Annotated in this window: 23 protein-coding genes and 1 pseudogene; 13 read left to right on the top strand and 11 right to left on the bottom strand. The window is 69.5% G+C overall.

Annotated elements, in window-relative coordinates:
• A partial coding sequence (locus HR086_RS25820) for a YfhO family protein (protein WP_174466951.1) occupies positions 1 to 1,212 on the top strand: 1,212 nt, incomplete at its 5' end.
• A 29-nt stretch (positions 1,213 to 1,241) separates the two neighbouring features.
• Here the strand turns inward: HR086_RS25820 and HR086_RS25825 are convergent.
• Positions 1,242 to 2,552 (bottom strand): chitosanase, encoded by a 1,311-nt coding sequence (locus tag HR086_RS25825; protein WP_141648470.1) that lies wholly within the window; start codon positions 2,550 to 2,552, stop codon positions 1,242 to 1,244.
• Between the two features lie 195 nt (positions 2,553 to 2,747).
• On the opposite strand from HR086_RS25825, the gene HR086_RS25830 reads away from it, so the two are divergent.
• The gene (locus HR086_RS25830) at positions 2,748 to 3,017 is read left to right on the top strand and encodes a GlsB/YeaQ/YmgE family stress response membrane protein (RefSeq protein WP_141648469.1); all 270 of its coding nucleotides are present in this window, start codon (positions 2,748 to 2,750) and stop codon (positions 3,015 to 3,017) included.
• A gap of 10 nt (positions 3,018 to 3,027) precedes the next feature.
• Here the strand turns inward: HR086_RS25830 and HR086_RS25835 are convergent, their stop codons facing one another.
• A complete protein-coding gene (locus tag HR086_RS25835) occupies positions 3,028 to 3,663 on the bottom strand; it encodes a LysE family translocator (RefSeq protein ID WP_174466952.1) in 636 nt (211 codons plus the stop codon).
• 584 nt (positions 3,664 to 4,247) lie between these two features.
• Between HR086_RS25835 and HR086_RS25840 the strand changes: the two genes are divergently transcribed.
• On the top strand, positions 4,248 to 5,204 hold the full coding sequence (locus tag HR086_RS25840; protein WP_141647144.1) for a YafY family protein: 957 nt from the start codon (positions 4,248 to 4,250) through the stop codon (positions 5,202 to 5,204).
• Here the strand turns inward: HR086_RS25840 and HR086_RS25845 are convergent.
• Together HR086_RS25845 and HR086_RS25850 are read right to left on the bottom strand one after the other, a co-directional pair.
• On the bottom strand, positions 5,201 to 5,812 hold the full coding sequence (locus tag HR086_RS25845; protein WP_141647143.1) for an ABATE domain-containing protein: 612 nt from the start codon (positions 5,810 to 5,812) through the stop codon (positions 5,201 to 5,203). The two genes, HR086_RS25840 and HR086_RS25845, sit on opposite strands and share 4 nt — an antisense overlap.
• A 173-nt stretch (positions 5,813 to 5,985) precedes the next feature.
• Complete coding sequence (locus HR086_RS25850) at positions 5,986 to 6,660, bottom strand: hemolysin III family protein (RefSeq protein WP_174466953.1); 675 nt, start codon at positions 6,658 to 6,660, stop codon at positions 5,986 to 5,988.
• Between the two features lie 428 nt (positions 6,661 to 7,088).
• Here HR086_RS25850 and HR086_RS25855 point away from each other — a divergent pair, with 428 nt between their 5' ends.
• Positions 7,089 to 7,781 carry an STAS domain-containing protein gene (locus tag HR086_RS25855; RefSeq protein WP_141647141.1) on the top strand — a complete coding sequence of 231 codons (693 nt, stop codon included), beginning with the start codon at positions 7,089 to 7,091 and terminating at the stop codon, positions 7,779 to 7,781.
• Between the two features lie 29 nt (positions 7,782 to 7,810).
• Positions 7,811 to 8,407 (top strand): hypothetical protein, encoded by a 597-nt coding sequence (locus tag HR086_RS25860; protein ID WP_174454689.1) that lies wholly within the window; start codon positions 7,811 to 7,813, stop codon positions 8,405 to 8,407.
• A gap of 66 nt (positions 8,408 to 8,473) precedes the next feature.
• Here the strand turns inward: HR086_RS25860 and HR086_RS25865 are convergent, their stop codons facing one another.
• The gene (locus tag HR086_RS25865; RefSeq protein WP_174454690.1) at positions 8,474 to 8,887 is read right to left on the bottom strand and encodes a DoxX family protein; all 414 of its coding nucleotides are present in this window, start codon (positions 8,885 to 8,887) and stop codon (positions 8,474 to 8,476) included.
• 106 nt (positions 8,888 to 8,993) lie between these two features.
• On the opposite strand from HR086_RS25865, the gene HR086_RS25870 reads away from it, so the two are divergent.
• Entirely contained in the window at positions 8,994 to 9,422 is a 429-nt protein-coding gene (locus tag HR086_RS25870; protein ID WP_174454691.1) for a helix-turn-helix domain-containing protein, read from the top strand.
• Between the two features lie 6 nt (positions 9,423 to 9,428).
• Here the strand turns inward: HR086_RS25870 and radA are convergent, their stop codons facing one another.
• On the bottom strand, positions 9,429 to 10,790 hold the full coding sequence (gene radA / locus HR086_RS25875; protein ID WP_174454692.1) for a DNA repair protein RadA: 1,362 nt from the start codon (positions 10,788 to 10,790) through the stop codon (positions 9,429 to 9,431).
• 225 nt (positions 10,791 to 11,015) lie between these two features.
• On the opposite strand from radA, the gene HR086_RS25880 reads away from it, so the two are divergent.
• The 6 genes from HR086_RS25880 to HR086_RS25905 all read left to right on the top strand — a co-directional run bounded on the left by HR086_RS25880 (position 11,016) and on the right by HR086_RS25905 (position 16,122).
• A complete protein-coding gene (locus HR086_RS25880; protein ID WP_141647136.1) occupies positions 11,016 to 11,282 on the top strand; it encodes a GlsB/YeaQ/YmgE family stress response membrane protein in 267 nt (88 codons plus the stop codon).
• 171 nt (positions 11,283 to 11,453) lie between these two features.
• Complete coding sequence (bioB, locus tag HR086_RS25885) at positions 11,454 to 12,488, top strand: biotin synthase BioB (RefSeq protein ID WP_174454693.1); 1,035 nt, start codon at positions 11,454 to 11,456, stop codon at positions 12,486 to 12,488.
• A 10-nt stretch (positions 12,489 to 12,498) separates the two neighbouring features.
• On the top strand, positions 12,499 to 13,710 hold the full coding sequence (gene bioF / locus HR086_RS25890; RefSeq protein ID WP_174454694.1) for an 8-amino-7-oxononanoate synthase: 1,212 nt from the start codon (positions 12,499 to 12,501) through the stop codon (positions 13,708 to 13,710).
• Positions 13,711 to 13,874: 164 nt separating this feature from the next.
• Positions 13,875 to 14,549 (top strand): dethiobiotin synthase, encoded by a 675-nt coding sequence (gene bioD, locus HR086_RS25895; RefSeq protein WP_174466954.1) that lies wholly within the window; start codon positions 13,875 to 13,877, stop codon positions 14,547 to 14,549.
• 131 nt (positions 14,550 to 14,680) lie between these two features.
• A complete protein-coding gene (locus HR086_RS25900) occupies positions 14,681 to 14,959 on the top strand; it encodes a hypothetical protein (RefSeq protein ID WP_141647132.1) in 279 nt (92 codons plus the stop codon).
• Positions 14,956 to 16,122: a pyridoxal phosphate-dependent aminotransferase gene (locus HR086_RS25905; protein WP_174466955.1), complete on the top strand. Its 1,167-nt coding sequence runs from the start codon at positions 14,956 to 14,958 to the stop codon at positions 16,120 to 16,122. The genes HR086_RS25900 and HR086_RS25905 overlap by 4 nt, the downstream gene beginning before the upstream one ends.
• Positions 16,123 to 16,134: 12 nt before the next feature.
• Here HR086_RS25905 and HR086_RS25910 read toward each other — a convergent pair whose 3' ends face one another.
• The 3 genes from HR086_RS25910 to HR086_RS25920 form a co-directional block, all read right to left on the bottom strand.
• Complete coding sequence (locus HR086_RS25910; RefSeq protein ID WP_174466956.1) at positions 16,135 to 17,568, bottom strand: ABC transporter substrate-binding protein; 1,434 nt, start codon at positions 17,566 to 17,568, stop codon at positions 16,135 to 16,137.
• Positions 17,568 to 18,389: a tetratricopeptide repeat protein gene (locus tag HR086_RS25915; protein ID WP_174466957.1), complete on the bottom strand. Its 822-nt coding sequence runs from the start codon at positions 18,387 to 18,389 to the stop codon at positions 17,568 to 17,570. The genes HR086_RS25910 and HR086_RS25915 overlap by 1 nt, the downstream gene beginning before the upstream one ends.
• 144 nt (positions 18,390 to 18,533) lie before the next feature.
• On the bottom strand, positions 18,534 to 20,327 hold the full coding sequence (locus HR086_RS25920) for a phosphoenolpyruvate carboxykinase (GTP) (protein ID WP_141647128.1): 1,794 nt from the start codon (positions 20,325 to 20,327) through the stop codon (positions 18,534 to 18,536).
• Positions 20,328 to 20,587: 260 nt separating this feature from the next.
• Between HR086_RS25920 and HR086_RS25925 the strand changes: the two are divergent.
• Positions 20,588 to 22,399 (top strand): annotated as a pseudogene (locus HR086_RS25925) (SLC13 family permease); the annotation flags it as partial.
• On the opposite strand, the gene HR086_RS48720 reads toward HR086_RS25925, so the two are convergent.
• On the bottom strand, positions 22,400 to 23,023 hold the full coding sequence (locus HR086_RS48720) for a tRNA-(ms[2]io[6]A)-hydroxylase (RefSeq protein WP_254625021.1): 624 nt from the start codon (positions 23,021 to 23,023) through the stop codon (positions 22,400 to 22,402).
• Positions 23,024 to 23,065: 42 nt separating this feature from the next.
• Positions 23,066 to 23,902 (bottom strand): GNAT family N-acetyltransferase, encoded by an 837-nt coding sequence (locus HR086_RS25930; protein WP_174454700.1) that lies wholly within the window; start codon positions 23,900 to 23,902, stop codon positions 23,066 to 23,068.
• Positions 23,903 to 24,115: the final 213 nt, after the last annotated feature.

Consider the following 24,115-nt stretch of genomic DNA (forward strand, 5'->3'; position numbering starts at 1 on the left):
GGGCTGGTGGGCCTGGGCGCCGGGATGCTGCTGCTGGCGCTGACGGGCGCGGGGCTGTGGCTGGCGCAGGCGCTGCGAGGCTTCTATTCGGGGCCGGACGCGTCGTGGGCGGAGCTGTCGCGTCAGGTCGGGGAGCGGCTCACGGTGGACGCCGCCTGTGTGGCGGTGACCTGTGTGGGGATGGGCCTGTTCGCCCTCTTCGCGGCACACCCAAGGCAGGTGGGCCTGGGCTGGGTGTTGCTGCTCGCGGCGGACCTGTATCGCGTCAGCGAGCCCATCTATGTCTCGTGTGACCAGCGGCTGCTCACCACGGCGCCGCCGTTCGTGGAGGAACTCCAGCGGCGCGAGGGCCCGTCCCTGCCAGGCCGCGCGCGCGTCTACACCGCGTCGGGCATCGCCCTGCCGGAGACGGTGGAGGGGCTGACTCCGGATGAGGCGCAGGTGGCGGGTACGCGGATGGTGCTCGCGGCGGACAGCGCGTCGGCGTGGGGCGTGGAGAGCGCGAACTGGTACCTGCCCGCGTTGTCCGCTCGCGTGGCGGACCTCCTGAAGGATCAGCGTCAGTGGTGGAACCGGTATGGGCCGCTCGCGGGCGTGAGCTACTTCGTCGCGGATGAGACCCAGGTGGAGGAGCGCCGGCTGCGGAACAACGTGTTGTCCACGAGCGAGCCGTTCAAGGTCTCCCTGCTCGCGCATCCCCGACCCCTGCCGCGCGTCTACCTCGCCGCGCCTCGGTGCGTGTCGGGCCCGGAGGAGAGCCTGGCTGTCATCGCCTCGCCCGACTTCGTCCCCGGCCAGCAGGCCGTCGTCGAGTGTCGCGAGCCCTTGCCCACGGCGCCTCCGGGAGGGGACCCCGGGAAGGCCACGCTCACGCGCTACGGAGTGGACGAAGTGGAGGTGGAGGTCGATGCCACGCGTCCCTCCGTCCTGGTGCTGTCGGACGCGTACTTCACGGGCTGGAGCGCCACCGTGGATGAGGTTCCGACGGAGGTCCTTCCCGCGAACCACGCACTGCGCGCCGTGGCCGTCCCCGCGGGAGCACACCGCGTGGTGTGGCGGTATGCCCCTCCCGGTGAAGCGGCCTCCCTGGCGGTGAGCGGACTGGGTCTGCTGCTCTGTCTGCTCACCTGGGTGGCCGCGCCGCTGCGCGGACGGCTGCGTCGCGAAGGGCCCGCATCCTCCGAGCCCCCGCGCGCGGCGACGACGCCCTGACGCACTCACACCAGGGCGTCAGGGTGCCGCTAGTTACATGAGAACGTGTACGTGCCCGGCGTGCTCCAGGTGCCATCCGCGTTGATGTTGCGCACGGTGTAGCCGCTGAACGGATACGTCGTGGTCCAGCAGTCGCGAGCACGCACGTCGTTGCGGACGGCGGCGGAGAGGTCCCAGTTGCCCCTGCGACGCAGCTTCTCGTACGCGGCGATTCGGTCGATGGCGTCCACCCACGTGGAGTCGGCGGCCAGCACGTCGCGGCGCTTCTCGATGAACTTCTGAAGCCACGCGGACTCGGTGATGCCGTTGTGGCCCACCGCGGGCGCCACCTGTCCGGTGTTGCCCAGCGCGATGTTCGTCGCGCGCGTCAGGCTCTTCACGCCGGACTCGCCGTGGTTGATGTACGCGTCATACAGCGCCATCTTCGACAGGGCCTGGGAGGCGCCCCACTTGTTCGCCTCGTTCATCGCCGGCGTGTAATAGAACTGGTCGCTGACCTGGTCCTGGCACGCCTTGAAGTCCGCGCGCGTCGTCGTGTTGTTGTAGCTGGTGGCCCAATCCGCCGTCCAATTGCCGATGACGTCCAGCTCCGACGTGGATGGCTGGGATTGACCCGTGGACAGGAAGCGGTTGTTGATGGTCGTCAGCCCCGGCATGTACTTGGCCATGATGTTGCCGTTGGCCGCGCTGCGCCGGGCGTTGTAGCACTGGATGACCTGGATGGCGTCGCCCGTGCCCGTGCAGAAGCCCGCGCGTCCATTCGTGTAGCCACGCCCGTCCTGGATGTTCTCCGAGTACGCATAGTCGATGGTGGGCGTGTCGTTCTCCCAGATGCTGGTGAGCGCCTCCGCCACCTTCTTCTGGTTCGCCGTCAGCCCCGTCACCGGCGGCACGGTGCCCCCACAGCTCGGGTCGCTGATGACGACGTTCGTCGCGGTGAACGACGTGTTCGTGTTCGTCGAATAGTAGAACGTGTACGACGCATTCACGCCCACGGTGAGCCCCGACGTCCGCGAGTACGTACACGTGGAGCCGCTCTGCGTGTGCGTCCAGCCCGGCTCGTCGTGGTCACACGTCACGCCGCTGGGGACGCCGAACGCAATCGTCGGACTCGTCATCGCGCTGGTGCCCGTGTTCTGGAACACCAGGGTGCCCCACCAGTCCGCGCCCACGTAGGTGTTCGTCGTAATCACATACGAGCAGGCCGCGAGCCCCTGCTCCGCCTGTCCCACCTCCGCCTCGTCCCCCCCTGCCTCCGGTGCGCAGCCGGCGACCGCCGCTCCTACCCACACCAGCATTCCCCACTTCATCCACAATGAATCATTCCGACGCTGTCCCATGCGCGCTCTCCTTGGCTTCGGCCGGCTCCGACACCTGGAGCGGCTGAAGCTTCAGCTACCTCTGGAAGAGCAGAAAGTCAGTTAAAACCGGTCGGACGTCTTCTTGCTTGTCTTGCGAACGACCTGGCTTCCAGCCGAGCGCGAACCGGCGTGCTTATCCTGTCTTCAGGTCACTTCAGCGCGAGGAGGGACGTGATGTCTTTGGAGACGATTCTAGTGTGGGCGGTCATCGGCCTCATCGCCGGGTGGTTGGCGTCGGCCGTCGTGGGTGGCGGCTATGGCATCATCGGAGACATCGTGGTGGGTGTGGTGGGCGCGTTCCTGGGTGGTTTCATCTTCCGCGCCCTGGGTGCGGGGCAGCCCTTCGGTGGAATCGCGGGGACCATCTTCGTGGCCTTCATCGGAGCGGTTGTCCTGCTGCTCATCTTGAGAGCCATTCGTTCGAGCACCGTCCGCAGAACATGAGTGGGCGGTGTCAGGTGCTGCGCCAGCCTTCGATGGCGGTGACGACGGCGGCGAGCATCATGAGGCCCCCCACGGTTTGAGCGACGCGCGCGCTGGCGGAGGGACGTGACTCCAGCCAGCCGCGTGCGCGGTCCGCGGCGAGCGCGACGGCGCCATACACCGCGGCTTGAGTGAGCGCGATGATGGCGCCGAGCGCCAGGGCCTGGAGCCAGATGGGCCCATATTCCGGCCGCAGGAACTGCGGGAAGACGGCGAGCATGAAGACGTACGCCTTCGGGTTGAGCAGGTTGGTGAGGGCTCCCTGACGGAACGTCGCCGCCGCCGAGCGCTGCCCCGACTGTGACGACGCGGAGAATGCGGCCGGGCTGCGCACGAGCGACAGGCCCATCCAGGCCACGTACAGCGCGCCCACCCACAAGAGGGCATTGAACGCGGCGGGCATGACGGTGAGCAGCACGGCGACGCCCGTCGCGCCGACCAGGACGTGGCACGCGGCCCCGGCGATGATGCCACCCACCGCGGACAGCCCCGCGCGGCGGCCTCCCACCAGGGAACTGGCCAGGACGAACGCCATGTCCAGCCCCGGGAGGATGACGATGCCAAACACCAACACGAAGAACAGCCACAGGTGCGAGGTCTGCGTCATCGGATTCCGCGAGCCTTTCCGTCAGCGCCAGCGCCCGGAGGGGGGGGGGCGAGGCCATGAACGGCACCGTACGGGGCATGTAGGGCGGAATCGGTCCTGATTCGGACAGGGCTCCAGCGTGAAGCCGGAGTCCGTCCCTGCTCGGTCCAGTGGTGCCGCGAATCGGGGTGACGCCTGGCCGGAGTCGTTGCTCCCGGAGCCCGGCCCGTTGTCGCTGTTCTCAGAGCCCGTCGTCGCTGCGCCCAGCGCCCGTTGTGGTTGCTCCCGGAGCCCAGCCCGTCGTCGCTGCTCCCAGCGCCCGTTGTGGTTGCTCCCGGAGCCCAGCCCGTCGTCGCTGCTCCCAGCGCACGGCCTGTTGTCGCTGCTACCGGAGCCCGGCCCGTTGTCGCTGCTCCCAGAGCCCGGCCCGTTAGGGCGGGCTCCGATGCATCGGTCCTCCCGGTCGGTGACGGGGGTGTGTGCGAAGTCCCCTCACGACGAGTGTGGGACGCCGACCCGGGACCCTTCTGGTTTTTCTTCACCTGGGGTGAATACGAGCGGGCTTCGTCGGACTTCGGGCGCCCTGGGCATTAGGTTCGCGCCCCATGTCCCGTCCCACCACGCGTGTGCTCACCGTGCTCGAGCTGTTGCAGACGCATGGGCGGATGAGCGGCTCGGAGCTGGCGCGGCGGCTGGAGGTGGACCGGCGCACGGTGCGTCGCTACATCCTGAAGCTGGAGGAACTGGGCATCCCCATCACCGCCGAGCGCGGACGCGACGGCGCCTACATGCTGGTGGCGGGTTTCAAGCTGCCGCCCATGATGTTCACCGATGACGAAGTCCTGGCGCTGTCCGTGGGCCTGCTGGCCGCGCGGGGCATGGGACTGTCGGAAGCGGCACCCGCGGTGGCCAGCGCCCAGGCGAAGCTGGAGCGGGTGATGCCCGCGCCGCTCAAGCGGCGGGTGAGGGCGGTGGACGAGTCGGTGACGCTCGACATCTCCGGCTCACGGGCGACGCTGGACAACACCGCGCTCGTCGCGCTCAGCGCCGCGGCGCAGCAGCGGCAGCGCGTGCGCCTGTCCTACCGCGCCGCACGGGACGAGGACACCGAACGCGAGTTCGACACCTATGGCCTCGTCTGGCGCGGCGGACGCTGGTACGCGGTGGGCGTCTGCCACCTGCGCCAGGGGCTGCGCACGTTCCGGTTGGACCGCGTGCGCGCCGTGCAGTCGCTCGACATGAGCTTCGAGCGGCCCGACGGCTTCGATGCGCTGGCGCATGTGACGCTCGCGGTGGCCAGCCTGCCGCGCGCGCACGCGGTGGAGGTGCGGCTCGACACGGACCTGGCGACCGCGCGGCGCGCCATCTTCGCCACGCTGGGCGTGCTGGAGCCGATGGACGGAGGCGGCGTGCGGCTGCTCGGACAGACCGAAGACCTGGACTGGTTCGCCCGCGAGCTGTCGCGGCTGCCCTTCGCCTTTCACGTCCAGCAGCCCGAGGAGATGCGTGCCGCGCTGGAGGCCCAGGCCCGCAGGCTCCTGGCGCTGGCTCGGGCGACCTAACGGGTGTCCGCGCGCTGGCGCCGACGGAACTCCGCCACCTTGGCCTTGTTTCCACAGCCCGCCATGGAACACCAGCGCCGCTGACCGGAGCGAGAGGTGTCGACGAAGAGCAGGGCACAGCCCTCCTGCGAGCAGTTGCGGATGCGCTCCGCGAACGGGCCTCCCAGCAGCTCCGCGGCGTCGCGCGCCACCGCCGCGAGCTGTCCCCTCACGCCCGCGCCCGTCCACAGCAGGCCCCGAGGCCCCAGCTGCGGCGCCGGAGGCGGCTCCGCGGCCCATCGATTGAGGATGGCGCGGTCCCTGGCGGAGAAGCTCTCGCCCCGCGCGCGCGCCATGCCCAGCCGGTAGATGGCCTCGCGCAGCTCTCGCGCCTGCGTCAGCTCTTCCGCCGAGGGCTCCTGCATCTGAGTGGCCAGTCCCGCGGCCACCAGCCACCGTCCCAGGTCCGCCGGCGCCTGGAGCAAGTCCCTCGGCACGTCCTGGAGTCGCCCGGCCAGGGTGGCCGGCAGGTCCAACGACAGCCGCCCCGAGCGGAACTTGAACCCGTCCCTCAGCTCTCCCTTCGGAACAGGGGGATGCGCGGGAGTGGGGCGATGCCTGGCGGCCATGGGGACCTCGGTGAAGTTCGAAACCACATTGACAAGTTATATGGAACGGGCGCGGAAGCACGCTCGAAGTTCGTAACCTGTCAATGGGGTTGCTGTGTCTGGCCGACGAGTCGCACGTAGGGTGCTTGCGGGCTGACGAAGTGGGGCGCCCCGGTCGCGGACGCGCGACGTTTTCAGCAGTTCCAGAGGAAGTCGACGAGCACGGCGTAGTGCGTGCTGGCTCCGGCGATGACCAGGATGTGGAACACCTCGTGGTAGCCGAAGACGGCGGGGCTGGGGTCCGGCCACTTGCGCGCGTAGACGACGGCGCCCACGGCGTAGAGGCCGCCGCCGAAGAGGAGCCACGAGGCCCGCTCGGCGCCAATCACGCCGGGCAGCCGCAGCATCACCGGGGCCGCCATGGCGCCCAGGAGGGTGTAGAGCACCGAGCGGACGCCGCGTGGCCCGGAGGTGCCCAGCAGCGAGAGCCCCGCGCCCGTGAGCGCGCAGGCCCACATCACCCCGAGCAGGTATTCCGTCCAGGCGCCCGGGGCGTCGAGCGTGGCCAGCGGGGTGAAGGTCCCCGCGATGAGCAGGTAGATGGCCGCGTGGTCCATCCGCCGCAGGCGCTGGTACGCGACAGGGCTCCAGGTGGGCAGGTGATAGGCCGCGCTGGTGCCGAACATCAGGACCAGGGAGAAGCCGAAGACCCCATCGGCCAGTTGCTGCGTGCCCTGGGCGGGGGCGATGGCCAGCACGAAGCAGCCCCACAGCGCGGCCAGGAAGGCCAGGGCATGGGACACGCCTCGCAGTCGGGGCTTCACGTCCGCCAGGAGGGTGCGGGTCTCGGGTGGGTCGATGGACGCCATGCCCCTGTCCTAGTCACGGCAGGTCATCGCCGCGTCAGCGCGCGAGGCGTCGCGTCAGCCCGTGGACGGGACTCCCGCCGCAAGCGTCGACTGCTCCTCAATCGTGTGACGCGAAGGTGCCCGCGAGCCCACGAGCGCGTCCGGATGTCGCTTCCGGCACGGTTGATATGGGATTGGGGTGCGAGCGCTCGGTTGATTGCCAGGATTCATGTCTGGATTGATGAGGAATTGCCCGCCGCCCCAGGGTTGGCGATGTTTGCAGGAGTATCCGGCTTCGAGCGGTGTAGACGGTGAATTCGGTGTTTCATCCGGGTCTGCCTCCACCCATTTGAAGCCATGTGAGGATTTGGGCATATCCTTTCGAAAAGCTCCGGTATCGGGCCGTTCACGCTGTTCTCCCTGACACACGGTCCGGGCCTCCTCGCCCCATGAATCAGTCGCAACCGCAGTCCCAGGTCGTCGAAGTCAACCTCGAGCGCCTCGAGCGCATCCGAGACGTGCTGGCGATGATTTCGCTCGGGGAGTTCAACCCGGACCAGCACCTCATCCCGCTGGAGAACGACGATGCGTTCTCCTCGTTCGAGGAAACCATCAACCTCTTCGCGCGCCAGCTCCACGCGTCCGTGCACGAGAACGAGCAGTCCATCCGGAAGCTCGACGTCGCGCGGCGTGAGCTGGAGGAGAAGCTCTCCACCATCGAGCGGCAGCGGCTGGCCATCCGAGACCTGTCCACGCCCATCATCGAGCTGTGGGAGGACGTGCTGACGCTCCCCATCGTCGGCGTGGTGGACACGCAGCGCTCGCTGGAGATGACCGAGCGGCTCCTGCACCGCATCTCCCAGGGCAAGGCCCGGTGCGCCATCATCGACATCACGGGCGTGGAGGTGGTGGACACCTCCACCGCGAACCACTTCGTGAAGATGGTCAACGCCGCCCGCCTGCTCGGCACCTACTGCGTCGTCACGGGCATCAGCCCCGTCATCGCGCAGACGCTGACCCAGATTGGCGTGGACCTGCGTGATGTGAAGACGCTCGGCAGCCTGCGGGATGGGTTGAAGGAGTGCTTCATGTATCTGCGCAACCACACCGCCCACCGTGCCTTCGAGTCCAACGGTCGGTAAGGCCGAACCCTCTTCAGGAACCTCTCAACATGTCACAAGCTTCCTATGAGCCCGGCATCACCGTCACGGGCCTGAGCGTCGTTTCCATCGTCGAGGCCATCCAATCCTTCTCCGTGCTGGTGAATGCCCTGCTGGACGTGATGAAGGTCCAGGCGCGCGGCGCCGGGGGGGAGCGCGCGCTCGACCCCAGTGCCTGGTACCCGCTGGAGGACTACCTGCTGGCGTACAAGAAGATCGACACCCTGCTGGGCGGGCGCGGCCTGGAGAAGGTCGGGTCGATGATTCCGAAGAACGCCGTGTTCCCGGCGGACATCACGGACATCCACAAGGCCCTGGCCTCCATCGACGTGGCCTTCCACATGAACCACCGGAAGAACGGCAAGGACATGTTCAACCCCGCCACGGGGGAGATGCTGGAGGGCATTGGCCACTACGCCTACACCGCCATCGCCGGGAAGAACGAGGGCTATGTGGTGTGTGGCAATCCCTATCCGTGTCGGTTCGACCAGGGGCTGGTCAAGGGCATGGCCCAGCGCTTCATGCCAAACGCCACGGTGACGCATGACCCGGCGCACGGCTGTCGGCAGAAGGGCGGGGCTTCCTGCACCTTCGTCGTCAACTGGTAGTTCGCGCGTGACTGCCCGAGCCTCGCGCCCCTTCGAAGCTGGAAGGGGCGCGGGAGGGGGCGTGCTTCAGGGGGTGCGGCGCAGGGGCAGCAGCGCCCTCAGGCGCGCGTCCCGCAGGAACAGGCCCGCCCAGGCGAGGACGCCCAGGATGATGGGCGCGATGAACGGGTCCGCCACGCGCACGTGCGTCGCCGTCGCGCCGCCCAGGTAGCCGGTGACGAGGATGGCGCCGAGCACCGCCGTCTGGGGTACCGCGTAGAGCAGCGCGACCAGGAGCTCGACCACCCCGATGGTGACAATCACCGACGCGGGATAGCCGAAGTGCTCGAAGCCCTTGATGACGTCGGGCGACTGGCTCACCTTCATCACGGCGCTGAAGCCGAGCCCGGCGACGGTGAGCGCCGAGAAGGCGCGACCCAGCCAGAGAGCCCAGGGCTTGGAGGGGGTGGACACTGCGGTGGAGGAGGCGGCGGTCGTCATGGGGGACTCCCTGAAAGGGAAGTGGGTTCCGAAAGGTGCGTCGGTTACAACAGGTAACCGGCGAACCAGTAACGGTCCGCGCATTTCTCCACAAGGAGGCACATCCATGTCACCAGGGTCCGTGAAGTCTTTGGAGCCCTCCGCGAGGCCTGATCCAGCGTCGGAGTCCTGCCTGGCCGTCCGGGATGTGCTCACCCGGGTGGGCGACAAGTGGAGCGTCCAGGTGGTGGGGAGCCTGGGAGAGGGGCCCCTGCGCTTCAGCGACTTGAAGCGGGCCATCGAGGGCATCTCCCAGCGGATGCTGACGCTCACCGTGCGCGGCCTGGAGCGCGACGGGCTCGTCACCCGCACCGTCCATCCGACGGTGCCTCCCCGGGTGGAGTACGCGCTGACGCCGCTCGGCCGGACGCTGCTCGAGCCCGTCACGGTGCTGGGCCAGTGGGCCGTCCAGCACCGCGCGGAAATCCAGGCGTCGCGCGGCAGCTACGACGCGCGCCCGGAGCCTGTGCCCTTCACGGTGGTCGGCAAGAAGTAGGGGCCTTCAGTCGAACATCGCGCGCAGCGCGTCGCCCAGCGTCTCCACGCCCACCACCTTCAGCTTCGTGCCCTCCATGCGCCGGGCGCTGCCCGCGGGCATCACCACGCGCTGGAAGCCCATCTTCGCGGCCTCCACGAGCCGGGGTTCCATCTGCCCCACCGCGCGCACCTCGCCCGCGAGGCCCACCTCCCCCAGCACCAGCGTGTGCGGGTCCATGGGCCGGTTCTGGAGGCTGCTCACCAGCGCCGCGCAGACGGCCAAATCACACGCGGGCTCGTTGAGCTGCATGCCGCCCGCCACGTTGACGAAGAGGTCGCAGCCCACCAGCGGAATCTCCTCCTTCTTCTCCAGCACCGCGGCGAGCAGCGCCACGCGGTTGCCGTCCACGCCGATGGCGGTGCGCCGCGCCGTGCCGTAGCCGGTGGGCGCCACCAGTGCCTGCACCTCCACCAGCAGGGGACGGGTGCCGTTGAGCGTGCTGGTGACGACGCTGCCGGACTTGCCCACGGGGCGCTCGGACAGGAAGAGGGCGGAGGGGTCGGAGACTTCCACCAGGCCCGCGCCCTTCATCTCGAAGACGCCAATCTCGTTGGTGGAGCCGAAGCGGTTCTTGTGCGCGCGCAGGATTCGGAAGGGGTGGCCGCGCTCGCCCTCGAAGTACAGGACGGTGTCCACCATGTGCTCCAGCACGCGGGGGCCGGCGATGGAGCCCTCCTTCGTCACGTGGCCCACGATGAAGGTGGGCACCCCCGTGCGCTTGGCGTAGGCCATCAGCCGGCCGGCGACCTCGCGCACCTGGGTGATGCTGCCCGGCGCGTTGCCCAGCTCCGGCAGGTACATCGTCTGGATGGAGTCCACGACGAGCGCCTGCGGCTTGAGCGACTCGGTGGCCGCGAGCACCCGCTCCGCGTCCGTCTCCGCGAACAGGTGGATGGCGTCTCCCTCCACGCGCAGCCGCTCCGCCCGCATCTTCGTCTGGCGCAGGCTCTCCTCACCGGACACGTAGAGCACGGGGCCATGGCGGGCCAGCCTGTCCAGCGCGGCGAGCAGCAGCGTGGACTTGCCGATGCCCGGGTCTCCGCCCAGCAGCACGACGGAGCCGCTCACCACGCCCCCGCCCAGCACGCGGTCGAACTCCGCGATGCCCGTGCGACGGCGCACCTCCGTCTCGCCGCTGACTTCCTTGAGCAGCATGGGCTTCGCCGCGCCGCCCGAGGCGCCCCACGCCGGGCGCTTCTCGTCCTGCTTCGCCCCGGCCTCTTCCAGCAACGAGCTCCACGCGCCGCAGTCCGGGCACTTCCCCAGCCACTTCGCCGTCTGGTACCCGCAAGCCTGGCAGGTGTAGTGCGTCTTCGCCTTCGCCATGGGTTGTGTGTGTATCTCGGAACCCTGACGTTCCGGCGGGCTGTCGAGCAGGCACGATTGGTGAGCAGGCAGGCGCGATGTCAATCCCCATGCCAGCGAGTTGTACGAAAGGGAGGGGCGACCCAGCTTCATTCCCACGGGCGGCGCGGAGACGCGCTGGCTCAATCACAAGCCAGGTGGGCGCCGCTCCGTGCGCCCCCTTCACCACTCATAGTGAGGTCCGTCATGGGGATTATCGCTTTCCTGGTCATTGGCCTTCTCGCTGGTCTTCTTGCTCGCGCCCTGATGCCGGGGAATCAGTCCATGGGGCTGGTGGCCACCACGCTGCTGGGCATCGTCGGCTCCTTCGTGGGCGGCTTCATCGGCTCGCTGTTCCGCAGTGACGGCCGCATCTTCGACCTGCACCCGTCCGGTCTGCTGTTCTCCGTGCTGGGTGCCATCGCCGTCCTGTTCCTGGTGGGACTGGCCGGTCGGCGTCGCGTCCATGTCTGACGCACCCCTTCCCGTCTAGGGAAGGGTCACGGCCGGCGCTCCGGGTCTCCCGTGGGCGCCGGTCGTCTTTTCAGAGGGACGGGTGGGATGTTGTCAACCTGTCCGCGCTGAGGCGTTGACAAGTTTCCGCCGCCCGCGCAGCTTCGCGCTCCTCACGATTTCGAGGAGCCCATGTCCGACACCGCCGCTTCCAGCGAGTCCTTTCACGGCCATGCCCACCATGCCGCGCCCGCGCCCGAGGGCGTCGCCGTGCGCCATGACTGGGAGCTGGCCGAGGTTCGCGCCATCTACGCCATGCCCCTGTTGGACCTGGTGCACCGCGCGCAGACGGTCCACCGCGCCGTGTTCACGGACAACAAGGTGCAGCTGTGTTCGCTCCTCTCCATCAAGACGGGCGGCTGCTCGGAGGACTGCGCGTACTGCCCCCAGGCGGCCCGCTACAAGACGGGCGTGAAGGCGGAGAAGTTGATGGCGGTGCCGGAGGTGCTGGACGCCGCGAAGAAGGCGCGCTCGGCCGGGGCCACCCGCTTCTGCATGGGGGCCGCGTGGCGCGAGGTGAAGGACGGCCCGCAGTTCGACAGCGTGCTGGAGATGGTGAAGGGCGTGCGGGCCATGGGCATGGAGGCGTGCGCCACGCTGGGCATGCTCACCGACAACCAGGCGAAGCGGCTGAAGGAAGCGGGCCTGTCCGCGTACAACCACAACCTGGACACCTCGCCCGAGCACTACGGCGACATCATCTCCACCCGGCTCTACGATGATCGCCTGCGGACGCTGGGCCGCGTGCGCGACGCGGGCATCTCCGTGTGCTGCGGCGGCATCATCGGCCTGGGCGAGTCGGTGGATGATCGCTGCAACCTGCTGCGCACGCTGGCCAACCAGGACCACCACCCGGAGTCGGTGCCCGTCAACGCGCTGGTGGCCGTGGAGGGCACGCCCCTGGCCGAGCAGCCCCGCGTGGACACGGTGGACATGGTGCGCACCATCGCCACTGCCCGCATCCTGATGCCCCAGTCCATGGTGCGCCTGTCCGCGGGCCGCCAGCAGATGAATGAGGAGGCGCAGCTCATGTGCATGATGGCGGGCGCCAACTCGCTGTTCTTCGGCGAGAAGCTGCTCACCACCGGCAACCCCCAGTACACCCAGGACATGGCGCTCTTGGAGAAGGCGGGCATCCGCCCCCTGGAGCCCCGGCAAGAGGGGTAGGGCGGCGCTCGTGAGTGACGTGAAGCAGGAGGGCGTCGGGGCCTCGTCGGCGCCGGCGTCCGGTTGGGCCCGGGAGGAGCTGGCGTCGCTCCAGGCTCGTGGCCTGCGCCGTTACCTGGAGCCGCTGGATTCGCCGCAGGGCCCGGTGGTGCGGGTCGGCGGCGAGACGCTCGTCAACTTCTCGTCGAACGACTACCTGGGCCTGGCGGCCTCCGCCTCCGTGCGGGCCGCCGCCATCGCCGCGGTGGAGCGGTACGGGCTGGGCACGGGTGCCAGCCGGCTGGTGGTGGGTGACACCGCCGTGCATCACCGGCTGGAGGCGCGGCTGGCGGCCTTCGAGCGGGCCGAGGCCGTGCTGCTCTTCAACAGCGGCTATGCGGCCAACACCGGCATCCTGCCCGCGCTGGTGGGACCGGGGGACGCGGTGTTCTCCGACGCGCTCAACCACGCCTCGCTGGTGGATGGCTGCCGGCTGTCGCGCGCCCGCGTCGTCGTCTATCCGCACGCGGACGTGGAGGCGCTGACGAAGGCGCTGGAGGAGACGCCCGCGCGGCGCAAGCTCGTCGTCACCGACACGGTGTTCTCCATGGATGGGGACGTGGCGCCGCTGCGCGAGATTGTCGCGGCGTGCCGGGCGCACGGGGCCGCGTTGATGGTGGACGAGGCGCACGCCACGGGCGTCCTGGGGGCGCGAGGCGCGGGGCTGTGCGAGGAGCTGGGCCTGGAAGACCAGGTCGACCTGCGCATGGGCACGCTGAGCAAGGCGCTGGGAGGGCAGGGCGCGTACGTGGCCACGTCGCGCGTGGTGGCGGACCTGCTCATCAGCCGGGCGCGGCCGTTCATCTATTCCACCGCGCTGCCGGCGGCGATGTGCGCCGCGGCGGAGGCGGCGGTGGAGGCCGTGGAGAAGGACCCGGAGCTGCGCGAGCGGCTGTGGCGCAACATCCGGCGCTTCTCGGACGGGCTGCGTTCCATGGGCCTGCGCGCGGAGCCTCGCAGCGCGGTGTTCCCGGTGGTGCTCGGCGGGCCCGAGCGCGCGCTGGAGGCGGCGAGGAAGCTGCGCGAGGCGGGGGTGCTGGTGAAGGCCATCCGCCCGCCCACGGTTCCCGAAGGCACGAGCCGGTTGCGCTTCTGCCTGTCGGCGGCGCACACGCTGGGCCACGTGGACCTGGCGCTGGAGTCCCTGCGCGGCGTGGGAGTGCACCAGCGTGGAGAGGAGTAGGCCCTCACGGGCCTGCGATGCACGCTCGACTCCCACGCCTCTCACGGAAGTTGCCCCGGCGAAGGGCTCGGCCCTCGGGGCGGCTCGTTCTCGCGACACCCCGAGGTCGCGGCGCCGATGGATGGGCCCGCGCATCCTTCTTCCCATGACCTGGTGAGCACGTCATGTCCAAGCCGTTCCAGATTTTCGTCACGGGTACCGACACGGGCGTCGGCAAGACGCAGACGTCGCGGGCCCTGCTGTCCCTGCTGGTCGACGCGGGCCTCTCCCCCGAGGGCTTCAAGCCCTACGAGAGCGGGTGCGCCTCCATTCGGGCTCCGGCGGATGCGCTGTCCCTGCGCGAAGCGGCGAGGAGCACGCTGCCCCTGGACGTCCTCTGTCCGCACCGCTTCCGCGCCCCCGTGGCGCCGGGCGTGGCCGCCGCTCGCCTGGGCCGGGAGCCGGACTGGGACGTCACCCTGGCCGCCTGGGCGCGCCTGAAGCACGGGCCGGCGGTGGTGGAGGGGGCCGGCGGCCTCTTCGTCCCCCTGGACTCCCGCCACGACGTCATCGACCTCATCCAGACCCTGCGCCTGCCCGTGTTGCTGGTGGCGCGCGCGGGGCTGGGGACGCTCAACCACACCGCGCTGTCGCTCCAGGCGCTCGCGGCCCGCCGCATCCCGGTGCGCGCCGTGCTGCTGTCGCGCTCTTCCCAGGAACGGGACACTTCCGAGCGCGACAACCGCGCGCTGCTGGAGGCGCGGCATGGCGTTCCCGTGCTCGGCCCGGTGCCGTTCGAGGCCGACGCCCGGCGCCGGCACTCCGCGTTCCGCCGCGCCCTGCGCCCTCTGGTGCCGTGAGCGCCGAGGCCGAGAATTCGGCCTCCCGCGCGTTCCGCCTTCCACGCGAGTGCTACAGGTCGCGCAAGTTTTCGGGTGACGCGGCCGTGAAATGGACGCGCCGTTTTTTCCGCGCGAGAACGCCTTCACGAATGGCGGACATCATCGACCTCACGTTCCTCGCGGACGTCCGACGCTTCTTCCACAAGCTCCTCGACCAGAGAGGGTTGTCCTACTTCCTCCAGAAGGACGGGGCCCGGCTGTTCCACATCGAGCCTACGAAGGTAGAGCTCGTCCTCCGCACCGCCCTGCGAGCCAGGGACCCGGAGCTTCCCAGGCCTCATGACAAGGCCATTGAACATTGCAGGAAGGAAGTGCGCCGCGAGCTCATCCGCCGCGTCGCCAACGCCATGCTCCAGACGGGGCTGTGAGCCGCTTCTCCTTCCGCACCGACTTCTCCCGCACCCCCAATCCCCTGGCGGAGGCGCTCGCTCGACACCGCGGCCTCCCTCCGCTGGACCTCACCGTCTCCAACCCCACCCGCGTGGGGCTCCCGGCGCCTGACGCCGGACTGCTCCACCCTCCCGGTGCGCTGGACTACGCACCGGAAGCGCTCGGCCTCCCCTCGGCTCGCGAGGCGGTGGCCGCCCACCTCTCCTCCCGGGGGCCCGTCATCTCCCCTGGGCACCTGGTGCTGTCCGCCAGCACCAGTGAGTCGTACGGCTGGCTCTTCAAGCTGCTGTGCGAGCCCGGTGACGACGTGCTCGTCCCGGCCCCCTGCTACCCCCTCTTCGAGCACCTGGCCCGGCTGGAGGGAGTGGGCACGCGTCCCTACCGCCTGCCGCTGGCGCATGGCTTCGGCCTGGACGCGGGCGCGGTGGAGGCCGCGCTCGGCCCGCGCACCCGCGCCGTGCTCGTCGTCAATCCCGGCAACCCCACCGGCCACTTCCTGCAAGAGGGGGAGCTGGCCGCGCTGGCGGACGTCTGCGCGCGCCACGGCCTGGCCCTCCTCTGCGACGAGGTGTTCTCCGACTACGGCTGGGACGTGGAGCCGCACCGCGTGGCCAGCGTGGCGGGGCGCGAATTGCCCATGCTCACCTTCAGCCTCTCCGGCCTCTCCAAGGTCTGCGGCCTGCCCGGCCTGAAGCTGGGGTGGACGCACGTGGGCGGCCCTCCCGCCGCGCGTGACGAGGCCCTGGCGCGCCTGGAGTGGGTGGCGGACACGTACCTGTCCGTGGGCACCCCGGTGCAACTGGCCCTGCCCGCGCTGCTCGCCCACGCGCCTGTCTTCCAGGAGGCGCTGCTGGAGCGGGTGAGGGGCCACCGCCGTCGCCTCGTCGCCGCGCGTCCCCCGGGTGCTCCGTGGGACGTGGTGCCCGCGCACGGAGGGTGGAGCGCGGTGCTGCGGATTCCGAGGGAGCCGGGAGACGAGGCGACGTGCCTCGCGCTCCTGGACGCGGGCGTGCTCGCGCAGCCCGGCTACTTCTACGACTTCGACTCGGGGGCGTTCCTGGTGCTGTCCCTGCTGCCGCCGCCCGAGGTGTTCTCCGCCGCCCTGGGCCCGCTCACGCGGGTGCTGGGGGCGGCGGAGTAGAGCGCGTGCGGCTCAGGTCTGCGGCGGGATGATGAGCTCCACCGTCTTGAACGCCCCGCCTTCCACGCGGAACAGCTCGTACTCGGACGGGGCCTCGCCGGTGGCGTCGAAGTCCAGCGCGCCGCTGGCGCCCTGCACGTTGATGACCTTGCCGGTGCTGACCTCGTTGCGCGCGTCGGTGAAGCGGCTGAAGCCCAGGGGGTAGGTGGTGGCCTGCGTGCCCGAGGGCGGCGTCAGCTTCGACAGGCCCACGGCGATGCGGTCGCCGGTGATGGGCTGCGGGTTGTTGACGTCCGCCCCCGCGGCGTAGGCCGCGCCCAGCGCCACCAGGTACATGGCGTCGTACGCGTGCGCGGTGAAGGAGAACTGGCCCGGGTCGGTGTTGTTGTTGGCCGAGCGGAAGCGCTCCTTGAAGGTGTTGTACACGGTGTCGCCCAGGCGGGCCTGCGCGGGAGAGGTGCCGTAGGCGCCTTCAATCTGGGTGCGCGCCGCGCCCAGGGCCGTGAAGAGGCCCGAGTCCTTGCTGGCATCGGTGAAGAAGTACATCTGCCCCGTGCGGCCCCGCGTGACGGCCTGGCTGATGATCTTGGCGTTGTCCTCGGAGAAGCCCGCCATCACCGCCACGTCGGGCTTGCCGTCGACGAGGCGGGTCACCGCGGCGCTGACGTCCCCGTTGCGCTGGTACGGCGCGGAGGACGGCACCCGGTCGGTGCCCAACCGGGTGAGAATCGTGTCGAACAGGCCCTGGCCGTAGGCGTCGTCCACGTAGACCAGGCTCACGGTGCTCACCGTGGCGAAGGGCCGGCTGCTGTCGGCCAACGGCCGGGCGTTGCGCACCAGGTCGGCGATGATGCGGCCCTGGAGCAGGTCCGAGGGAGCCGTGCGCCACACGAGGCCCACGTCGCCGGACGCCGCCGTCTTGTCGCTCAGGTTGGCGATGTCCGCGCTGGTGGAGGTGTGCGTCATCAACAACACGTTGTTGGCGATGGCGACGCTGCTGACGGCGATGGTCTGCGCGCTGCCGGAGGTGAAGATGGCCGGCACGCCCTTCTCCGTCACCAGCCACTCCGCCTGCGTCTTGGCCCGCGCCGGGTCGGAGCGGGTGTCGCAGATGAGGAGGTTGAAGAACCGGCCGCCAATGCCCTCGCGCTGGTTGATTTCCTCGAGCGCCAGCTTGATGGCGTTGAGCGCCTGGACCTCGGACTCGTCCGGGCCGCCCGAGTTCGTCAGGGGCAGCGCCGCGCCCAGGAGGATGGGCCGTCCAGTGGTGGTGCCCACCACCTCGCCGCAGCCCTCCGGCTGGGGCAGGCAGAAGCCGGACGCCGAGCAGACCTGATTGGTGTCGCAGTCCGCGCTCGACTCACACTCGGTGAGGCCGCTCGCGGTGGTGAAGCTGCAGCCGGCCAGCAGCGCCGCGCAGCACGTCATGAGTCCCAGGGTCTTCATCAGAAGCTGACCTCCAGGCCCGCGCCGGTTCCGCGAGGCGCCAGCGTCAGCCGGACCTCGCCCTCCACGGGGGGGCCGTCTTTCGGATACAGGATGATGGCGGTGATGGCGCCGGCCAGGCCCACGCCGAAGCCGATGTCCGCGAGCAGCGCCTTGCTCTTGGTGCTGTCCGCGAAGCTCTGCTTGGTGTCTTCCGTGCGCGCCGCGTCGAACTTCTCCCGCTCGTCGGAGGCCTGCATGCCGAAGAGCACGCCGGCGCCCACGCCCAGCACGGCCACGCCGCCAATGGCGAACGCCGCGATTTTCTGCCGCTGGTAGGACTTCATCGCGCGCGCGAACTCGGCCTGTCGCTGCCGCTCGTTCTCCTCCTCCGCGCGCTTCGTCGCCAGCTGCTCCTCGTCCGCGCGGCGCCGGGCCGCCTCGGCCTCCTCCTGGAGCTTCTGGCGCTCGGCGTCCGCGGACGCCTGGGCCTGGTTCTCCTTGTCGAGCAGGAGCCGCAGCTTGTCGATGCTGCGCGCGCTGCGCTTGAGCAGCGCCGGGTCCGTGCCCTCGGTGTTGCCGACGTACTGCTGGTACCAGGAGAGAGCCTCCTTCAGCTCGCCCGCGTTCTCCAACGACACGGCGATGTTGAAGATGAGGCGCGGGTTGGGCTGGGCCTCGTGGGCCTTCTTCAGCACGTCCGCCGCTTCGGCGTACTTGCCTGCCTGGTAGAGCCGCTCGCCGTCCTTGATGAGGGCCGCTGGATTCTTGGCGCCGCGCTGGGCGAGCGCCACCGGGGGCGACAGCACAAGGGCCGCCGACAAAACGAAGACCAGTCTCATGATGGACACAAGCCTATCGCTAAGCCGGCCTTCGGTCGAAGAGGGCGACCTCACTCTTCGTGAAACGAGTCGGGGCCGCTCCCACCCAGTGAATGGGTCAGGAAGCGGCCCCGACGGGTGATTCAGGACGCTACAGGCGGGCGACTAGTTCTCCAGCCGCGAAATCAGCAGCTTGCGCTGGAGCGTCAGCGCCTCCGGGGCCTTGGTGCCCAGCTGCTCGAAGAAGACCTCCTGGCTCTTCAGCTCGGTCTTCCACTCGTCCTCCTTGATGGAGGTGGCCTCCGCGATGACGTCCGCGGGGACGTCCAGGCCCTTGAGGTTGAGGCCCTCGTCGGCGCGCGGCACCCAGCCCAGGAGCGTCTCCTTCGTGGGGACGCGGCCATGCACGCGGTTCACCACCCACTCCAGCACGCGCATGTTGTCGCCGAAGCCCGGCCACAGGAACTTGCCGTTCTTGTCCTGCCGGAACCAGTTCACCTGGAAGATCTTCGGCAGCTGGGGAATGGTCTTCTGCATGTCCAGCCAGTGCTGGAGGTAGTCGCCCATGTGGTAGCCGCAGAAGGGCAGCATGGCCATGGGGTCGCGGCGCACCACGCCCACCTTGCCGGTGGCCGCGGCCGTCGTCTCGCTGCCCATCGTCGCGCCCAGGAACACGCCGTGCGTCCAGTTGAAGGCCTGGATGACCAGCGGAACCGTGGTGGAGCGACGGCCGCCGAAGATGAGGGCGGAGATGGGCACGCCCGTCGGGTCATTGGCCTTGGGGCTCAGCGCCGGGTTGTTGGACATGGGCGCGGTGAAGCGGCTGTTGGGGTGCGCCGCCTTCTCCGGGCTGCCCTTCTTCCAGGGGCGACCCTGCCAGTCGGTGAGCTCCTCCGGGACTTCGCCGTCCTTGCCCTCCCACCACACGTCGCCGTCGGCCGTCAGGGCCACGTTCGTGAAGAGGGTGTCCTTGGAGATGGTCTCCATGGCGTTGGGGTTCGTCTTGTAGTTGGTGCCGGGGACGACGCCGAAATAGCCGGCCTCCGGGTTGATGGCGTACAGGCGGCCATCCGGGCCCGGGCGCATCCAGGCGATGTCGTCGCCGACCGTCTCCACCTTCCAGCCCTTGTACTCGGCGGGCGGAATCATCATCGCGAAGTTCGTCTTGCCACACGCGGACGGGAAGGCGGCGGCGACGTAGGTCGTCTCACCCTTGGGGCTCGTCACGCCGAGGATGAGCATGTGCTCGGCCAGCCACCCCTCCTCGCGGCCCAGGTAGCTGCCGATGCGCAGGGCGAGGCATTTCTTGCCCAGGAGCACGTTGCCGCCATAGCCCGAGCCGAAGCTCCAGATGGTGTTGTCCTGGGGGAAGTGACAGATGTAGCGGCGGTCCGGATTCACGTCGCCGGTGCTGTGCAGGCCGCGGTTGAAGTCGTCGCTGTCGCCCAGCATGTCCAGGGCCTGCTTACCCATGCGCGCCATGATGCGCATGTTCAGCACCACGTAGACGCTGTCGGTCAGCTCCACGCCGATCTTCGTGAAGGGGCTGCCGATGGGGCCCATGGCGTAGGGCACCACGTACATGGTGCGGCCCTTCATGCTGCCGGCGAAGTGCTGCTCCAGCTTCGTGTACGCCTCTTCCGGCTCCATCCAGTTGTTGGTGGGGCCCGCGTCCGTCTTGTTGGGCGTACAGATGAACGTGAGGTGCTCCACGCGCGCCACGTCGTTCGGGTTGGAGCGGTGCAGATAGCAGCCCGGCCGCTTCTCCTGGTTCAGCGGGATGAGGATGCCCTCCTGCACCGCCTGCTCCGTGAAGCGCTTCTTCTCGGCCTCGGAGCCGTCGCACCAGACGATGCTGTCCGGCTGGGTCATCTTGGCCATCTCGGCCACCCAGGCCAGCAGCGTGGGGTTCTTCGTGGGGGCCACAGAGGCCGCCGCCGCCACTTGCGTTGAAGCCATGGAAGTTTCCTTGTGTTGTCTCAAGAGAGGGGCTCCCTATCCTGGTGAAAAAGGGCGAGCACCCTACCAGCGGGAGAAAGGTCAAAACTTCTGGAAGGGGCGCCCAAAAGCAACTGGCGTCCGGCAGTCAACCGCCCCCCCAGGCGGGGCTCTACTAATTCCACTTATCAGCGGCCGGGCATCTAGTAGTTGACGGCGCGGTGCGGCAGGGACTCACCGTCCGCACCCGGAGGGTACAGGTTGGGGCCCCTCCGGGTTTTATGACCATCGCCATCGTCCTGGGCATCGTCGTCGTCGCGCTGGTGCTGTTCTCCATCGACACCATTCCCATCGAGGTCAGCTCGCTGGTGGTGGTGTGCTTGTTGGCGCTGACGGGAGTGCTGACACCCGCGCAGGCGTTCGAGGGTTTCAGCAACGACACGGTCATCTTCATCTTCTCGCTGCTGGCGATGACGCAGGGGCTCGCCTCCACGGGCGTGGTGCAGCTCGTCGGGCAGCGGCTGGCCTTCTTCGCGCGCTTCGGCCACCAGACCTTCGTCATGGCGATGATGACGGTGGTGGCGGTGTTCTCCTCCATCATCTCCAACACGGTGACGACGGCGGCGTTCCTGCCGGTGGCCATTGGCGCGGCGAACCGGGCCAAGGTGCCCAAGAGCAAGGTGCTGCTGCCGCTGGCGTACGCGTCGATGCTGGGCGGCATGGTGTTCCTCTACGGCACGTCCACCAACCTCGTGATGTCCGCGGCGTTGGAGCGCATGGGGATGCGCGGCATCGGCGTGGCGGAGCTGGCGCCGGTGGGCCTGCCGGTGGCCGTCATCGGCATCCTCGTCGTGGTGGTGCTGGGGCCCCTGCTGTTGCCCTCGCGCGAGGGCAAGGCCGGCGAGGAGGAATGGGTGCTGCGCGACTACCTCACGGAGGCGGTGTTGCCGGAGGGCTCGCGCTACATCGACAAGCCGCTGGCGGAAATCACCGAGGGCCTGGGGCTGCGCGTCATCGGCATCGTCCGGGACGGGCGCGCGGCGTCGGCCGAGCCCACGCAGTTGTTGCGTGGCGACGAGCGGCTGCTGGTGGAGGGCAGTCGCGAGGACATCCTCCGGGTGAAGGACCTGCGGGGCATCGAAATCCGTCCGGACCTGCGGCTGGCGGATGAGGACCAGCTCGACAAGGACACCGCGCTGGTGGAGGCCACGGTGCCGCCGGGCAGCGCGCTGGTGGGCCGGAGCTTGAGGGAGTCGCTCTTCGTGGAGCGCTACGGGCTGGTGGCGCTGGCGCTGCACCGTCACCCGAGCATCCAGCGCGTCACCAAGCTCCAACTGCTGGGTCGCATCTTCGGCGAGCGGCGCATGTCGCTGCTGCCCCTGGCGGTGGGGGACGTGCTGCTCCTGCGCGGGCCCCGGCAGAAGGTGTCGGAGCTGGCGGAAGGGGGCCAGTTGGTGGTGCTTGGGGGCCATGACTACCAACCGCCGCGCTATGGCAAGGCGCTGCTCGCGGTGGTGCTCTTCCTGAGCGCGCTGGCCGCGGGCTCGCTGGATATCGTCCCGCTGTCGGTGGCGGGGCTCACCGGCATGCTGGCGATGATTGCCACCCGCTGCGTGGACGCGCGCAACGCCTTCCGCGTGGACTGGCGCGTGGTGTTGCTCATCGGGTCGATGATGGCGCTGGGGCTCGCCATGGAGGTGAGCGGCGCGGGGAAGTACCTGGGGCGGCACGTGGCGGAGCTGGGCGACTTCGGCGGGCCCCGCACGGTGCTGGTGGCGCTGATGCTGCTCACCATCCTCCTGTCCGCGCCCATGTCCAACCAGGCCGCGGCGCTGGTGGTGTTGCCAGTGGCCCTCAACGCGGCCACCCAGCTGGGCGTGGACGTGCGCCCCTTCGCCATGGGCGTGACGCTGGCGGCCAGTTGCTCGTTCATCACCCCGCTGGAGCCCAGCTGCGTGCTCGTCTACGGGCCGGGGCACTACCGCTTCACGGACTTCTTCCGGCTGGGCACGCCGCTCACCGCGCTCTTGCTCTGCGTGCTGACGGTGGCGGTGCCGTGGGTGTGGCCGTTCGAGGGGAAGGCCGCGAAGGCGTCAATGGATGGCGGCGCGAAGGCCGACCTCGTCCAATACGCGCGCTTCGTGGCCGAGCATCCACTCCAGTCGCTCGCGCACGGCGGCCTCGTTGCCTCCGTTGGCGGTGACCGCCAGACGGAAGAAGAGCGACTGGTGCCCGTCCTCGGACTGGGCCAGCTCTCCGTAGAAGCGGGCGAGCGCCGGGTCCGTGAGCCCTTCGGCGAGCAGTGACAGCCGCTCGCAGGAGCGCGCCTCGATGACGGCGGCGACGAGCAGCCTGTCCAACCTGCGCTCCAGGGCGGGCGTGCGCACCAGCTTCTGGAGGCCCTGGGCGTAGGGGTCTCCCGCGTCCTTGGTGAGCGTCAGCCCCCGCGCTTCCATCAAGTCCAGCACGCGGGCCAGGTGCGCGCTCTCCTCGCGCGCCAGCCGAGCCATCTGCGCCGGCAGGCCCGGCAGGTCCGGGTACGCCTGGAGCATGGAGAGGGCGTTGGCCGCGGCCTTCTTCTCGCAGTGGGCGTGGTCCACCAGCACCGCGTCGAAGTGCTCGAGCGCCAGCGGCAGCCAGCGGGGGTCCGTGGCGCGGTGGAGGATGACGGGGCCCTCTCCAGAGAGGGGACGGCGGGAAGGCGTGGGACGGCTCATGGAGGGCGCGGACCGTACCGCATCCGTACCTGGGGCCGCGAGCTACTCCACCAGCACCAGGCGCCACGTGCGGCCGGCCAGGTAGCCGACCTTGCGGGCGATGCGCGCGGTGCTCTCGTCGCGCTCGTCGATTCGCATCGTCAGCCGGGGCAGCGAGGACAGCAGGTGCCGGGAAATCTGTCCCAGGCACAGCGTCGCGTGGCCCTTCTTGCGCTCGGCGGGCACGGTGTACAGGCCCTCCAGCTCCGCGCCGTACTGGGAGCGGCTGCCGATGTCGACCTTGAGCACCAGCGCGTTGTTCTCCTCCAGTACGTACGTGCGGCGCTGGCGCACGCGCTGCTCGACGCGCGCCTCGTAGCCGCTCGGGTCCTCCGACAGCGGGTCTCTCTCCAGCGCCTCGCGCACGTAGCCCTGCGCGAGGGGGAGCAGGCGGGGCAGGTCCTCTTCGCGGGCCAGCCTCAAGAGGGGATTGGTGAAGGGCCCCAGGTCATCCGCGGACACGGAGAACAACCGCTGGGTGCGAGACAGCCTTGGCTTGCCGGGGGACAGGCTGCGCAGGAGCGCGTCCACGGCGGACTTGTCTCCCACGGTGGCCCGCAGGCGCAGCGAGGAGGCCAACGCGTCCGCGATGACGCTGGTGGCGCCCGCGTCGCTGGCGCTGGGGACGACGAGGCCCCCTTCACCCCCCACGAAGACCGCGGCGGTGAGCGCCTGGTTGTCGAAGCGGCCGTAGAAGGCGAAGGGGATGCGGCCCCGCGCGGCGATGCCGAACTCCTCCAGCAACCCCAGCAGGTAGAGGTTGTGGACCGGGTCCTTCGAAAGCAGCGCCCGCAGGGCGTCCGCGTCCTGGGGGCCAAGCTGTTCGACGGAGACGGGCATTGAGGGGCGTGAGGGCCTCGGGACCATACGCAAAACCGGGGCTCACGGGCCAGCCTCCATGGGTACGCGGAATTCGAAGGGATACACCACCGTCGCTTTTCCACCCCGGGAAGGGGTGGGGAACCCGATGTCCAGGAGTGAATCCACGACGCACGCCTGCACCATCGGGTCCGGAATGGTGCTCACCAGCAGCTCGCCCCCCCTCATCTCCCC

The sequence above is a fragment of the Myxococcus sp. CA039A genome (assembly GCF_013336645.1).
Lineage (GTDB): Bacteria > Myxococcota > Myxococcia > Myxococcales > Myxococcaceae > Myxococcus > Myxococcus llanfairpwllgwyngyllgogerychwyrndrobwllllantysiliogogogochensis.